Source organism: Arsenicicoccus sp. UBA7492 (assembly GCF_002479615.1).
Classification (GTDB): Bacteria; Actinomycetota; Actinomycetes; order Actinomycetales; family Dermatophilaceae; genus Arsenicicoccus; species Arsenicicoccus bolidensis.
Map to the genome: position 1 here is coordinate 51080 of NZ_DLOE01000022.1, position 13579 is coordinate 64658.

Genomic DNA, 13579 nt, shown 5'->3' on the forward strand with positions numbered 1-13579 from the left:
GATCTGGACGGCCACGTCAATCCGGCAAAATCCAGACCCTCCTATGACGTCCACCTAGACTGGTCGGCACCAGGACGTCGTCAGAAGCGGTGAGGGGCTCTGCCAAGACGTCCACGCACCCATGAATTGGAGTACCCATGCCAGCGCGCCAGCCGCTCGTGTCGGTGGTCATCCCGGCATACCAGGCCGAGGCCTTCCTCGGCGCAGCCGTGACGAGCGCACTCACCCAGACGTACCCGAACGTCGAGGTCGTCATCACGAACGACGGCTCGAGCGACCGGACCGGGGCCATCGCCGCGGCCTACGGGGACCTCGTCCGGGTGGTCACCCAGGAGAACCGGGGCCTGCCGGGTGCCCGTAACTCGGCCATCCGCCAAGCTCGCGGTGAGCTGGTCGCGCTGCTGGACGCCGACGACATCCTTCTACCGCCGTACGTGCAGACGGCGGTCGACAGCTGGCTGGCGGGCGGGGACGAGCGCACCTTCGTCACCTGCGACGCGCATCTGATGAGCGGCGCCGGCATCGTGCAGGGCCGAACCGTCCTCCCCTCGGGAACGCCTGCGGCGGCCGAGCAGCGCCGACGCATCCTGGAGAACAACTTCGTGTCGGTCTTCTCCGTCTTCCCGCGACGGATGTGGGAGGAGGTCGGTGGCTTCGACGAGTCGATGCGGGTCTGCGAGGACTACGACTTCTGGGCGCGCGCCATCTACGCCGGCTGGACCGCCCGCTTCGTCACGGCGCACCACGCGCTCTACCGCCGTGCCGCTGGCTCGCTCTCCACGCAGAGCGAGCGCATGTATGCCGGAGAGCAGCAGGTCCTCGCCCACGTGGCGGAGGCCCACGGTGCGAGTCTCAGCACCGAGGAGCGCCGATTCCTGGACCTGCGGCTCGAGCGAGGCTCGGCCGTGCAGCAGGTCGATCTCGGCGAGTCCGCGCTACGGCGCGGTGACGTGCCGACGGCCGCAGAGCACTTCGCCGTGGCCTCGCAGCTCATGCCCAGCGCTCGACGCATCAGGCTCAAGGCCGAGGTCCTGCGCAGGGCGCCTGCGCTGGGCGCCGTCTATGCCCGGCGGCTCGCCGCCAAGGACCGCGAGACCGGCCGCACCTACGAGGACGTTCGCCCGTGAGCACGCCCCTCGATGCTCCACGCGCCTCCGTGATCATCCCCGCCCACGACGAGGGCGGGGTGATCGACCGCTGCCTCGAGGCCTTGGACGAAGACGCTCGCGCCGGGCGCCTCGAGGTGGTCGTCGCGGCCAACGGCTGCACCGACGACACGGTGGAGCGCGCCCGCCGGCATACGGGCGTGCAGGTGCTGGACCTGCCCGCCCCCTCCAAGGTCCAGGCCATCAACGCGGCCGACGCCGTCGCCACGGCCTTCCCCCGCATCTATCTGGACGCCGACATCGTCCTCGACGCGGACGCCCTGGACGCCATGGTCCACGTCCTCGACACGGATCTGCCGCGAGCCGCCGCGCCCCAGGTGCGGTTCGCCACCGCCCGGGCCACCTGGCCCGTGCGCGCGTTCTACGACGTCTTCGCCGAGCTGCCCTACGTGCAGGACAAGCTGGTTGGCCTCGGCGTCTACGGGATGTCTCGCGCCGGCCGGTCCCGCTTCGTCGAGTTCCCCGACCTGCTCGGCGACGACCTGTTCGCGCAGCGCATCTTCTCCCTGGACGAGCGGATCATCGTCGACGGCACCTTCGAGGTGCAGGTCCCGCGGACGCTCCGCCAGCTCGTCAAGGTGCGCACCCGCGTGGCTCGCGGCAACGCCCAGCTGGCGCAGGAGGATCCGGGCGCGATGGTCGACGACGGCCGCACGCCGGACTTCTCCACGTCCACGCGATCCACCTCCAAGGCCCTCGTCGACCTGATCGTGCGGCGTCCGTCCATGATCCCGTCCGCCCTCGTCTACGTGCTCGTCACGGCCTACGCCCGACGCGAGGCCCGTCGCACCACGACCGCCGCGTGGGAGCGAGACACGTCCACGCGCTGACCAGCCCGTCACCCCAAGGAGCTCCGTGACCACCGCCCAGCCGCAGGGGTCGGACGACCTCGCCGTCGCCTACCTCGTCAGCCAGTACCCCGCCCTCTCGCACGCCTTCATCGAGCGTGAGGTGCATGCGCTCCGGGAGCGTGGCACCCGGGTCGACACCTTCACGCTCAACCCCTGTCCTCAGCAGCAGCTGGCCTCCCAGGCGATGCGCGAGGACGCACGCACGACCTACGTCGTCAAGGACAAGCGCCGCGCCGCCCTGGCCAACCTGGCCCTGCTGCGCACCCAGCCCGACGCCTGGCTGCGCGGCCTCTCCCGGGCCCTGCGCACCGGCGAGCTGACACCGAGGGCCCGCCTCTGGCAGCTGTTCTACTTCGCCGAGGCCGTCACCTTGCATCGCGAGATGCGGCGACGAGGGCTGCGGCACGTGCACGTGCACTTCGCCAACGCCGCCGCCGACGTCGCCCGGCTGACGGTGGCCCTCGCGAAGGACCTCGGCGAGGACTGGTCCTGGAGCTTCAGCATGCACGGCCCGACCGAGTTCGAGGCCGTGCAGCGCTTCGACCTCCCCGCCAAGGTCCGGTCCGCGGGCGGGGTTGCCTGCATCTCAGACTTCTGCCGCAGCCAGCTCATGCGCATGGTCGACCCCGCGGTGTGGCCACGGCTCGACGTCGTGCGGATGACGGTCGACCCCGAGGCCTATCCCCCGCCGCCCGAGGGCCGCGTGCGGACCGAGGGCGAGCCCCTGCGGGTTCTGTATGTCGGTCGCCTGGTCCCGGAGAAGGGCGGGCCGGTCCTGCTCGACGCCGTGACCGAGCTGCGCGACGCCGGCGTCCCCCTCCGGGTCCGCATGGTCGGCGCCGGGCCGCTGCACGAGACGCTGGCCGCCACCATCGCCGCGCGCGCGCTGGGGGACGTCGTCGAGCTCGTGGGGCCGCTGGGCCAGGACGACCTCCCCCTCGAGTACCGCGAGGCCGACGTGTTCTGCCTGCCGAGCTTCCAGGAGGGCCTGCCCGTCGTGCTCATGGAGGCGATGTCCACCGAGCTCCCGGTCGTCACCACCCGCATCGCCGGGGTCACGGAGCTGGTCCGCGACGGTCAGACCGGGCACGTGATCCCCGCCGGCCGCGCCGACCTGCTGGCGCAGGCGCTGCGCGAGGTGGCCGCCGACCCCGCCCGCCGGGCGACCCAGGGCGCCGCCGGGCGGGCCGCCGTGCTGCAGGAGTTCACCCCGGGCACCGCAGCACCGGCGATGCAGGCCTTCCTCGCCCGCTTCGGGGCGGCGCGCGACAGGCGCTGACCACGGATCCGACCGGCGCCCGGCATACGGGTGGGAACGACGACGGCGGGCCATCTCCCTGGAGGAGATGGCCCGCCGTCGTGCTGACGGGTGGAGGTCAGAGGTTCTTCTGGATCTCCGCCCACTGGCGCTCGACGTCGTCGAGGCCACCGCACATGAAGAAGGCCTGCTCGGCGACGTGGTCGTAGTCGCCGTCGCAGATCTTGGTGAACGCCTCGATGGTGTCCTCCAGCGGGACCGTCGAACCTTCGATGCCGGTGAACTGCTTGGCCACGTAGGTGTTCTGCGACAGGAAGCGCTGGATGCGGCGAGCCCGGTTGACGAGGATCTTGTCCTCCTCGGAGAGCTCGTCCATGCCGAGGATCGCGATGATGTCCTGCAGCTCCTTGTTGCGCTGCAGGATCCCCTTGACGCGGACCGCGGTGCTGTAGTGGTCCTGGGAGATGTAGCGCGGGTCGAGGATGCGGGACGTCGACGTGAGCGGGTCCACGGCCGGGTAGATGCCCATGGAGGCGATGTCACGAGAGAGCTCGGTGGTCGCGTCCAGGTGGGCGAAGGTCGTGGCCGGGGCCGGGTCGGTGTAGTCGTCGGCGGGCACGTAGATCGCCTGCATCGAGGTGATGGAGTGACCACGCGTCGAGGTGATGCGCTCCTGGAGCACACCCATCTCGTCGGCCAGCGTGGGCTGGTAGCCCACGGCGGACGGCATACGACCGAGGAGGGTGGAGACCTCCGAGCCGGCCTGCGTGAAGCGGAAGATGTTGTCGATGAAGAGCAGCACGTCCTGCTTCTGGACGTCGCGGAAGTACTCCGCCATCGTCAGGGCCGACAGCGCGACGCGCAGACGCGTGCCCGGCGGCTCGTCCATCTGGCCGAAGACGAGAGCGGTCTGCCCGAGGACACCCGCCTCCTCCATCTCGACCATGAGGTCGTTGCCCTCACGGGTGCGCTCGCCGACACCGGCGAACACCGACACACCACCGTGGTCGCGGGCGACACGGGCGATCATCTCCTGGATGAGGACCGTCTTGCCGACGCCGGCGCCGCCGAACAGGCCGATCTTGCCGCCCTGCACGTACGGCGTCAGCAGGTCGATGACCTTGATGCCCGTCTGGAACATCTGCGTCTTGGACTCGAGCTGGTCGAAGGCCGGCGCCTGGCGGTGGATGCCCCAGCGCTCGTTGACCTCGAAGCGCTCGCCCTCGGCGAGGTTGAGCACCTCGCCGGTGGTGTTGAAGACCTTGCCGAGCGTCACGTCGCCGACGGGGACGGTGATCGGGCCGCCGGTGTCGCGCACCGTCGCGCCGCGGACGAGGCCGTCGGTGGGCTGCAGGGACACGGCGCGCACGAGGTTGTCGCCGATGTGCTGGGCGACCTCGAGGTTCAGCGTCTTGGTCTCACCGCCGAGCTCGACGTCGACCTTGAGCAGGTTGTACATCTCGGGCATGGCGTCGGCGGGGAACTCCACGTCGACGACCGGGCCGATGGAACGGGAGACCCGACCGACGCCGCCCTCGGCGGGGGCGCCCTGCTGGGCCTCGTTCATGGTGGCAGTCATGGCTGTCTCTACCTTCTTGTGTTGGGCGGCTTACTTGGCGTCCGCGAGGGCGTTGGCGCCGCCCACGATTTCGCTGATCTCTTGGGTGATCTCGGCCTGACGAGCCTGGTTGGCCAGACGCGTGTAGGTCTTGATGAGCTCCTCGGCGTTGTCCGTCGCCGACTTCATCGCGCGCTGGCGCGACGCGAGCTCGGAGGCGGCCGCACCCAGCAGGCAGGTGTAGATGCGTGAGGTGACGTACTTGGGCAGGAGCGCGTCGAGCACGGTCTCGGCGTCCGGCTCGAACGAGAACTGCGGCTGCAGGCCCTCGTCGCCCGGCTCCTCCAGGAAGCCCTCGTCGACGTCCACGCGCTGACCCCGCTCCACGACCTCCAGCGGCAGCAGGCGCAGGGCCCGGGGCTGCTGGGTGACCATGGTGCGGAAGCGGGTGTAGACGACGTGGATCTCGTCGCAGCCGCCGTCCTCGGTGTCGCGCAGGAAGTCCTGCATGACGCGCTCACCGATCTCCTGCGCGTGCGCGAACTTGGGCGCGTCGCTGAAGCCCTCCCAGGCATCGGCATACTGGCGGTCGCGGAACTTGAACCACGCCACGGCCTTGCGACCGACGATGTAGGGCACGACCTCCTTGCCCTCGGACCGCAGCCGCTCCATGAGCTCGTTGGCGGTCTTGAGCGCGGACGCCGAGTAGGCCCCGGCCAGGCCGCGGTCGCTGGTGATGATGAGGACGCCGGCCCGTCGGCCCTCGCTCGTGCGTGTGGTCAGCGGGTGATCCTCGCCTGCGTATGACGCCGCCGCCGACACCGCACGCGTCAGCGCGTGGGTGTAGGGGGCTGCGCTCATGACGGCCTCGCGGGCCTTGACCACGCGGGAGGCGGCGATGAGCTCCATCGCCTTGGTGATCTTTTTGGTCGCGCTGACGGACCGGATGCGCTGGCGGTAGACCCGCATCTGCCCACCCATGTAGTTGCCGCCTTCCTGGGGTTCTTGCCTGGAGTGTCTGGTGTCCGGTGTGCCGCTGGTGACGGCGGTCGGTGCCGGGATCTCCCCGCGGGGTCTCCCCCGGCACCGACGCGCGCGTCAGGTCAGTGGCGCTCGATCTGCGCGCGGTCCATCTCGTCGTCCTCGATGGAGCTGAACTCCTCGTGGCCCGGGTGGATGCCCGCGTGCTCGGTGCCCGGACGGAACTGCTGCTTGAACGCCGTCATGGCGTCCTCCATCGCGGCCTTGGCGTCGTCGTCCAGCTTCTTGGTCTCGCGGATCGCGTCCAGGATGCCGCCGCGCTCGCGCCGGACGTAGTCGATGAACTCCGCCTCGAAGCGGCGCACGTCGTCGACGTCCACGTCGTCCAGCTTGCCGGAGGTGCCGGCCCAGACCACGAGGACCTGGTCCTCGACGGCCATCGGCGACGCCTGCGGCTGCTTGAGCAGCTCGACCAGACGGGCACCGCGGGCCAGCTGCTGGCGCGACGCGGGGTCCAGGTCGGAGGCGAACATGGCGAAGGCCTCCATGGCGCGGAACTGCGCCAGGTCCACCTTGAGGCGACCCGAGACCTCCTTCATCGCCTTGATCTGCGCGGAGCCACCGACGCGGGACACCGAGATGCCCACGTCGACGGCCGGACGGACGTTGGCGTTGAACAGGTCGCCCTGCAGGTAGATCTGGCCGTCCGTGATGGAGATGACGTTGGTCGGGATGTAGGCCGACACGTCACCGGCCTTGGTCTCGATGATCGGCAGACCCGTCATCGACCCGTGCCCGAGCTCGTCGGACAGCTTGGCGCAACGCTCCAGCAGCCGGCTGTGCAGGTAGAACACGTCGCCGGGGTAGGCCTCGCGGCCCGGCGGGCGGCGCAGCAGCAGCGACACGGCGCGGTAGGCCTCGGCCTGCTTGGACAGGTCGTCGAAGACGATGAGGACGTGCTTGCCGTCATACATCCAGTGCTGGCCGATGGCTGAGCCGGTGTAGGGCGCGAGGTACTTGAAGCCCGCAGCGTCGGAGGCCGGGGCCGCGACGATCGTGGTGTACTCCATCGCGCCGGCCTCCTCGAGGGTGCCACGCACCGAGGCGATGGTGGATCCCTTCTGGCCGATGGCGACGTAGATGCAGCGGACCTGCTTGTCCGGGTCGCCGGACTCCCAGTTGGCGCGCTGGTTGATGATCGTGTCCACCGCGACCGTGGTCTTGCCGGTCTGGCGGTCGCCGATGATCAGCTGACGCTGGCCACGGCCGATCGGGATCATCGAGTCGATGGCCTTGATGCCGGTCTGCATCGGCTCGTGGACCGACTTGCGCGAGACCACGTTGGGCGCCTGCAGCTCGAGGGCGCGGCGGCCCTCGGCCTGGATCTCGCCCAGGCCGTCGATCGGCTGGCCCAGCGGGTTGATCACGCGGCCCATGAAGGCGTCGCCGACGGGCACGGACAGCACCTCGCCGGTGCGCTTGACCGGCTGGCCCTCCTCGATGCCGGAGAAGTCACCCAGGATGACGACACCGATCTCGTGCACGTCGAGGTTGAGGGCGAGGCCGAGCGTGCCGTCCTCGAACTCGAGCAGCTCGTTGGTCATGGCCGAGGGCAGGCCCTCGACGTGGGCGATACCGTCACCGGCGTCGACGACACGACCGACCTCTTCGCGCGAGGCCGCACCAGGGTGGTACGACTGCACGAAGCTGTCCAGGGCGTCCCGGATCTCGTCCGGACGGATCGAAAGCTCCGTCATCTCTAACTTCTCTCCTCGTAGCGGTCGCGCGGACCGACGTTGGTGTGTCTGGTGGTGCGTCGGACCCGCACTCAGGCGCCGAAGTGACGGCGCGCTGCGTCGAGCTTGGTGACGATGGTGCCGTCGACGACCTCGTCGCCGACCTGCACCCGGATGCCGCCGACGACCTGCGGGTCGAGGACGACCTTGAGCAGGACGGGGCGGCCGTAGGTCTGGCCCAGCGCGGCGGCCAGGCGGTCGTGCTGCTCCTGCGAGAGCGGGCTGGCGACGGTGACGACCGCGCTCAGCTGCGCACGTCGGGCGGCGGCGACCGAGAGGTACTCCTCGATGACGGTCGAGACCTTGCGGCCACGACCCGCGACGACGGCCTGGTGGGCCAGGCGCCGCGTCTCGGGGTGGGCCTTGCCCGCGAGGAGCTGGTCGACGACCTGCCCCTTGCGCTCGGCCGGCAGCTGCGGGTCCGAGAGCGCCTCGCGCAGCTCGGGCGACCCGGTGACGGTCCGCTCGAACCTGAAGAGCTGCTCCTCGACGTCGTCCGCGCGTCCGGCGTTCTCCGACAGCGCCACCTGGGCCTCGACGGCCAGCAGCTCGACGGTGTCGGACAGGTCCCGCGCCTTGGACCAGCGCTGGGAGGCGACCGCGCCGAGCACGTCGAGCGTGCCGGGCTGCACCTTGCCCTCAAGCAGGCGGCGGACCAGGCCCCGCTTGCTCTCCGCGTCCCGCGAGGGATCGGCGAGCGCGCGGCGCAGGGTGGCGGACCCGTCGATGACCCCGGCGACCGAGAAGAGGTCCTCGGACACGGCGGACCAGTCGGCCCCCGACTCCAGGACGCCCTGCAGGGCCTTGCGGCTCTCGATGAGTCCTCCGCGCGACGCGCCCTGCATCAGAACGCCCCGTCCGTCTGCTCGCCGGCCCGGGAGGCGCCGGCGCTGGCGCCGCTGCCGACGACCTGCGGACGGATGTCACCGGACTCGAGCTCGGCGAGGAAGCGGTCGACGATGCCCTTCTGACGGGTCTCGTCGTGCAGCGACTCGCCCACGATGCGGCTCGCGAGGTCGGTCGAGATGCGACCCACCTCGGAGCGCAGCGAGACGACCGCCTGCTGGCGCTCGGCCTCGATCTGCTTGTGCGCCGACTCGGTGATCCGGTTGGCCTCGGCCTGGGCCTGACCACGCATCTCCGCGACGATCGCCGCGCCCTGCTCCTTGGCCTCCTCGCGGATGCGAGCGGCCTCGTCACGAGCCTCGGCGAGCTGCGCCTTGTACTCCGCCAGGGCGGCCTCGGCCTCGCGCTGCGCGGCCTCGGCCTTGTCCATGCCGCCCTCGATCGCGGCGGTGCGCTCGGCGTACGCGCGCTCGAGGTTGGGCACGACCTTCTTGGCGACGACGAACCACAGGATCGCGAACACCACGAGGGTGAAGATGAGCTCGGGGATGTGCGGGATCAGCGGCATGTCGTTGCCGCCCTCGGCGGCAGGCACGGCCGCGACGAGCGACGTGGCAGTTAGCTGCACGTTCTTCTCCTACCTAGACGACGGACTTCGAGCGGGTGACGCGCGAGGTCGTCAGTTGTTGATGAAGAAGAGGACGAAGCCCAGGATCGCGAGGGCCTCGGCCACGGCGAAGCCGAAGATCGCCTGCGGACGCAGGAGACCGGCGGCCTCGGGCTGGCGGGCGATGCCGTTGATCAGGGCGGCGAAGATGAGACCGATGGCGATGGCCGGGCCGAGCGTCGCGATGCCGTAGCCGACGAGGGACATCGAGCCGCTGATCTCCAGGAAGTGCTGCATCTCTAGATTTCTCTCTCTGTGGGTGACCCGGGAGGCTGCCCGCCCGGGAGTCTGTGGGGTGTATTCGGTTGTGGTCGAACGGCGCTGGGCCGGTGGATCAGTGCTCGTCAGCCACGGCGCCACCGAAGTAGGAGGCGGCGAGCATGACGAACACGTAGGCCTGGATGGCCTGGATCAACAGCTCGAGGAGCTGCATGAGGAAGCCCATCACGAAGGCGCCGACGCCGGCGACCATGAAGCCCGGGTTGCCGGACAGCAGGAGGTAGGCACCGCCGAGGATGAACACACCCATCAGCATGTGGCCGGCGAACATGTTGCCGAACAGACGGAGGGTGAGCGTGAGCGGCCGGATGAGGAAGAAGCTCGCGAACTCGAGGATGAAGATGATCGGCGCGAGGAAGATCGGGACGCCGGCCGGCACGAGCATCTTGAAGTAGCCGCCGAGGCCGTGCTTCTTGATGCCGGCGTAGTGGTAGCCGATGTACACGATCGCGACGAGCGGGATCACCATGCCGATGCGGCTGAGCGTCGGGAAGTTGGTGAACGGCGTGGAGCCGAACCAGTTGTTGACGATGATGAACAGGAACAGCGCGAACAGCAGCGGGGTGAAGCGCTTGAAGTCGCGGGAGCCGATCATGTCGCGGGCCACGCCGTTGCGGACGAAGTCGTAGGCCTGCTCGAGGAACCACTGACGCTTGGTGGGGACGACGGCCACGCGCTTGGAGGCCCACAGCAGCCACCCGACCAGGAGCACGACCGACAGCAGGGCCAGCAGCATCGGGCGGGTGAACCAGTCACCGATCAGCGGGACGTAGAAGTCGCCGGGAGAGGGCGGGGTGAATCCCTCGCCGCTGGACGCCGGGAGGCTACCGATGGCAGGCCTGGCGGTGACGATCACTGTGTCTCCTCGTTGAAGCTGAACAGGACGATGTGGACGCGAACGGCAGCGGGGCGTGGACTCGTCATCACAGTCAGGCCCTACCGTACCGGACCCATACGACATACAGAGAAAGGGCGAACCCGACGGCGATGCCCACCGGCAGCAGGAATCCCGTGCCCCACCAGACGTCGAGACCCTTGCCGATCAACCCGAAGGCGACCGGGCCCGAGATGAGGTAGGACGTGACGTCGGTGGCGGTCGAGTGCGCCAGGGCGTCCGCGGTGCGCGGCGTGTGCTGCTCGTCGGCGGGGTCGCGCTGGTCGGAGGTGCTCATCGGCGGTCCTCCCCACCCAGGTCGGGGTAGATCTCGTGACGTCCGCGGGCGAACGCGACCGTGTGGCAGACCTGCCACACGAGCACCCCGGCGACCGCTCCCCCGGCGAAGGCCATGGGCTCCATGAAGCCGGCCTCGCGCAGCAGCGCGTAGACGAGGAACAGCAGGCCCAGCTGCGTGGCGTAGACCACGAAGGCACCGGGCAGGACCGTTGCAGCGGGGCCCTTGACCAGGGCCGAGACGGCCACGACGCCGAGGGCGAAGAAGGCGGTGGTGGTGGCGGCGCCCAGCGAGGCGCTGGCCAGGCCGCGCCACCCGCGGTAGAGGGCGCCCGCCCCGGCGACGAGGGGCAGCGCCGCCACGGAGCCGAGGACCGCTGTGCGCAGCATCGCGGACGAGACGTCCGGGCTGGGGGTGCGGGGGCGCCGTGCGGGCAAGGGGCTGTCCTCGGGTCGGGGTGGGGCTCGAGCAACGGGTCTGGCGGGGCGGGTGATCAGCCTCCGCACACTCGCCGTCGAGCGCTTGTGAACGCTATCACAAGGTCTGCCGGTCGAGGGAGCTGCGATGGCTGAACGTGAGGTAGCTCGCGACGAGAATCGCTGCAGCGACCGCGATCACGGGGATCCAGCCGTCGAACATCGCGACCGCCAGCACGCCGACCGACACGATCGCCGCCCAGAGGTAGAGCAGCAGCACGGCGTGGGGGTGGCTGTGCCCGGCCCGCAGCATCCGGTGGTGCAGGTGGTGGGCGTCCGGGTGCCACGGCTGGATGCCGGCCCGGGTGCGGCGCACGACGGCCAGCACCACGTCGAGCAGCGGCAGGGACAGGATCGCGAGGGGCAGCACCAGCGGCATCCACGCCAGCACCGCCGTCGAGCGGCCCGCCGCCATGCCGACCTGCGTGGGGTCGAGGGAGGTCATCGAGATGGTCGCCGCGGCGAGCAGGAGGCCGAGCAGCAGGGCGCCGCTGTCGCCCATGAACAGCCGCGCGGGGTGGAAGTTGTGCGGGAGGAAGCCCGCGCAGCACCCCACGAGGGCGGCCGAGATGAGCGTCGCCGACGAGAACACGTTGGGCGGGTTGTAGGACATCGAGACGACATAGCTGTAGGTGAAGAAGGTGAGCGCCGCGATGCCGACGATGCCCGCCGCGAGCCCGTCGAGCCCGTCCACGAAGTTGACGGCGTTGGTCGTCACGACCACGACCAGGATCGTGAGGGCGATCATGACGGCGAGCGGCAGGACGGTCTGGCCGAACACCGGGACCGAGAGCAGCTGCAGGCCCTGGTAGGCCATGATCCCGGCCGCGAGGACCTGCCCGGCCAGCTTGGTCAGCCAGTCGAGCTCGCGGACGTCGTCCACGGCGCCGACCAGGCACACGAGGACGGCACCGACGACCACCCCCGTCATACGGCCGTCGCTGAAGACGCTCTCGGCGGCCACCCGCCCCTCGACGTGACCACCGAGGAAGGGCAGCCGCCAGGCCAGCAGCACCGCCCCGAGGAAGCCCAGCAGGATCGCCACTCCCCCGAGCCGCGGGATCGGGACGACGTGCACGTCCCGGTCCCGGACCGCCGTCATGGCACCGGTGCGGACGGCGAGCCAGCGCACGAGAGGCGTCGTCAGGAAGGTGATCGCCGCAGCGACCACCATGACGAAGAGGTACTCACGCACGCCGGCTCGCCCTCGGCCAGGTCAGCGGGGGTAGGCCGGGAAGCGCGTGCAGAGGTCCTCGACCGTCGCCCGGATGTCCTTGGCCACCGGGTGCTGGGGGTCGCCGTCGGTCTGGGTGACGGCCCGGTGGATGACGTCGGCGATGACGTCCATCTCGGGCAGGCCCATGCCCTGCGTGGTCACCGAGGGGGTGCCGACGCGGATGCCGGAGGCGACGTTGGCCTTCTGCGGGTCGAAGGGGATGGCGTTCTTGTTGAGGACGATGCCGGCCGCGTCGCAGCGCGCCTCGGCGTCGGCGCCGGTGACGCCGACCTTCTGCAGGTCGAGCAGGGCCAGGTGCGTGTCGGTGCCGCCGGTCGTCGGGCGGACGTCGCGCTCGGCCAGGCCCGCGGCCAGGCGCTGGGCGTTGGCGATGACGTCCTTGGCGTACTGCTGGTAGTCGGGCTGCATGCACTCCTTGAAGTTGACGGCCTTGGCCGCCACCGTGTGCATCTGCGGGCCCCCCTGCATCATCGGGAACACGGCCTTGTCGAGCTTGGCGGCGTGCTCCTCGCGGCAGACGAGGGCGCCGGAGCGCGGCCCGCGCAGGACCTTGTGCGTCGTGAAGGTGACGACGTCGGCGTGCGGCACCGGAGACGGGATGGCCTTGCCGGCCACCAGGCCGATGAAGTGGGCCGCGTCGACCCAGAAGATGGCGCCGACCTCGTCCGCGATGTCGCGGAAGGCCTGGAAGTCGATGAGGCGCGGGATGGCGGACCCACCCGCCAGGATCACCTTGGGGCGGTGCTGCCGCGCCAGGTCGCGGACCTGGTCGTAGTCGATGTCCTCGGTGTCCTTGTCGACGCCGTAGTGCGCGACGTCGAACCACTTGCCCGAGAAGGACACCTTGGCGCCGTGGGTCAGGTGGCCGCCGTGCGGCAGCGACATGGCCAGGACCTTGTCGCCGGGCTGGCAGAAGGCGCCGTAGACGGCCTGGTTGGCGCTGGCGCCGGAGTGGGGCTGGACGTTGGCGTGCTCGGCCCCGAACAGCTCCTTGCACCGGTCGATGGCGATCTGCTCGGCCTTGTCGACCTCGGAGCAACCGCCGTAGTAGCGACGACCCGGGTATCCCTCGGCGTACTTGTTGGAGAGCGTGGACCCGAGGGCGGTGAGCACCGCGGGGCTCGAGAGGTTCTCGCTGGCGATCAGCTGCAGCCCGCTGCGGATGCGGGTCAGCTCGGACTGCAGGACGCCGGCGATCTCCGGGTCGAGGGCCTCGAGGGCGGCGTAGTCGGAACCGTAGAACGGGGTGTCGGACATGCGTGTGCTCCCGGGTGCGTGGGGTGGACGGTGAC

The 13579-nt window shown here is 70.2% G+C and carries 14 protein-coding genes; 3 read left to right on the plus strand and 11 right to left on the minus strand.

Annotated elements, in window-relative coordinates:
• The first annotated feature begins 137 nt into the window (after positions 1–137).
• Genes B4E97_RS05625 through B4E97_RS05635 form a run of 3 tightly spaced genes read left to right on the plus strand, consistent with a single transcriptional unit; the run spans position 138 to position 3296 of the window.
• Complete coding sequence (locus B4E97_RS05625; RefSeq protein ID WP_286959006.1) at positions 138–1127, plus strand: glycosyltransferase family 2 protein; 990 nt, start codon at positions 138–140, stop codon at positions 1125–1127.
• Complete coding sequence (locus tag B4E97_RS05630; protein WP_286955315.1) at positions 1124–1996, plus strand: glycosyltransferase; 873 nt, start codon at positions 1124–1126, stop codon at positions 1994–1996. The genes B4E97_RS05625 and B4E97_RS05630 overlap by 4 nt, the downstream gene beginning before the upstream one ends.
• A gap of 25 nt (positions 1997–2021) precedes the next feature.
• Positions 2022–3296 carry a glycosyltransferase family 4 protein gene (locus tag B4E97_RS05635; protein ID WP_286959007.1) on the plus strand — a complete coding sequence of 425 codons (1275 nt, stop codon included), beginning with the start codon at positions 2022–2024 and terminating at the stop codon, positions 3294–3296.
• Between the two features lie 97 nt (positions 3297–3393).
• Here B4E97_RS05635 and atpD read toward each other — a convergent pair whose 3' ends face one another.
• The 11 genes from atpD to glyA all read right to left on the minus strand — a co-directional run bounded on the left by atpD (position 3394) and on the right by glyA (position 13544).
• Positions 3394–4854: a F0F1 ATP synthase subunit beta gene (gene atpD / locus B4E97_RS05640; RefSeq protein ID WP_286959008.1), complete on the minus strand. Its 1461-nt coding sequence runs from the start codon at positions 4852–4854 to the stop codon at positions 3394–3396.
• Positions 4855–4884: 30 nt separating this feature from the next.
• Positions 4885–5814 (minus strand): F0F1 ATP synthase subunit gamma, encoded by a 930-nt coding sequence (locus B4E97_RS05645; protein ID WP_286959010.1) that lies wholly within the window; start codon positions 5812–5814, stop codon positions 4885–4887.
• Positions 5815–5936: 122 nt separating this feature from the next.
• Positions 5937–7571 carry a F0F1 ATP synthase subunit alpha gene (gene atpA / locus B4E97_RS05650; RefSeq protein WP_286959011.1) on the minus strand — a complete coding sequence of 545 codons (1635 nt, stop codon included), beginning with the start codon at positions 7569–7571 and terminating at the stop codon, positions 5937–5939.
• A gap of 71 nt (positions 7572–7642) precedes the next feature.
• Entirely contained in the window at positions 7643–8455 is an 813-nt protein-coding gene (locus B4E97_RS05655; protein WP_286959012.1) for a F0F1 ATP synthase subunit delta, read from the minus strand.
• Positions 8455–9084 (minus strand): F0F1 ATP synthase subunit B, encoded by a 630-nt coding sequence (locus B4E97_RS05660; RefSeq protein ID WP_286959013.1) that lies wholly within the window; start codon positions 9082–9084, stop codon positions 8455–8457. Before B4E97_RS05660 ends, B4E97_RS05655 begins: the two co-directional genes overlap by 1 nt.
• 51 nt (positions 9085–9135) lie before the next feature.
• Positions 9136–9348, minus strand: coding sequence for a F0F1 ATP synthase subunit C (locus B4E97_RS05665; RefSeq protein ID WP_205621819.1), 213 nt, complete (start codon positions 9346–9348; stop codon positions 9136–9138).
• Positions 9349–9457: 109 nt separating this feature from the next.
• Positions 9458–10258 carry a F0F1 ATP synthase subunit A gene (gene atpB, locus B4E97_RS05670; protein ID WP_239265134.1) on the minus strand — a complete coding sequence of 267 codons (801 nt, stop codon included), beginning with the start codon at positions 10256–10258 and terminating at the stop codon, positions 9458–9460.
• 73 nt (positions 10259–10331) lie between these two features.
• Complete coding sequence (locus B4E97_RS05675) at positions 10332–10574, minus strand: AtpZ/AtpI family protein (RefSeq protein WP_019285669.1); 243 nt, start codon at positions 10572–10574, stop codon at positions 10332–10334.
• The gene (locus B4E97_RS05680) at positions 10571–11011 is read right to left on the minus strand and encodes a hypothetical protein (protein ID WP_286959014.1); all 441 of its coding nucleotides are present in this window, start codon (positions 11009–11011) and stop codon (positions 10571–10573) included. The genes B4E97_RS05675 and B4E97_RS05680 overlap by 4 nt, the downstream gene beginning before the upstream one ends.
• Before the next feature lie 97 nt (positions 11012–11108).
• The gene (locus B4E97_RS05685) at positions 11109–12245 is read right to left on the minus strand and encodes an MraY family glycosyltransferase (RefSeq protein ID WP_286959016.1); all 1137 of its coding nucleotides are present in this window, start codon (positions 12243–12245) and stop codon (positions 11109–11111) included.
• Positions 12246–12266: 21 nt separating this feature from the next.
• On the minus strand, positions 12267–13544 hold the full coding sequence (glyA, locus tag B4E97_RS05690) for a serine hydroxymethyltransferase (protein ID WP_239264016.1): 1278 nt from the start codon (positions 13542–13544) through the stop codon (positions 12267–12269).
• Between the last annotated feature and the right edge of the window lie 35 nt (positions 13545–13579).

Bases quoted from the DNA above. Each gene is read 5' to 3' on its own strand.
- B4E97_RS05675 (WP_019285669.1), bottom strand. From the start codon at position 10,574: ATGAGCACCTCCGACCAGCGCGACCCCGCCGACGAGCAGCACACGCCG.
- glyA (WP_239264016.1), bottom strand. From the start codon at position 13,544: ATGTCCGACACCCCGTTCTACGGTTCCGACTACGCCGCCCTCGAGGCC.
- atpD (WP_286959008.1), bottom strand. From the start codon at position 4,854: ATGACTGCCACCATGAACGAGGCCCAGCAGGGCGCCCCCGCCGAGGGC.
- B4E97_RS05645 (WP_286959010.1), bottom strand. From the start codon at position 5,814: ATGGGTGGGCAGATGCGGGTCTACCGCCAGCGCATCCGGTCCGTCAGC.
- atpA (WP_286959011.1), bottom strand. From the start codon at position 7,571: ATGACGGAGCTTTCGATCCGTCCGGACGAGATCCGGGACGCCCTGGAC.
- B4E97_RS05655 (WP_286959012.1), bottom strand. From the start codon at position 8,455: ATGCAGGGCGCGTCGCGCGGAGGACTCATCGAGAGCCGCAAGGCCCTG.
- B4E97_RS05625 (WP_286959006.1), top strand. From the start codon at position 138: ATGCCAGCGCGCCAGCCGCTCGTGTCGGTGGTCATCCCGGCATACCAG.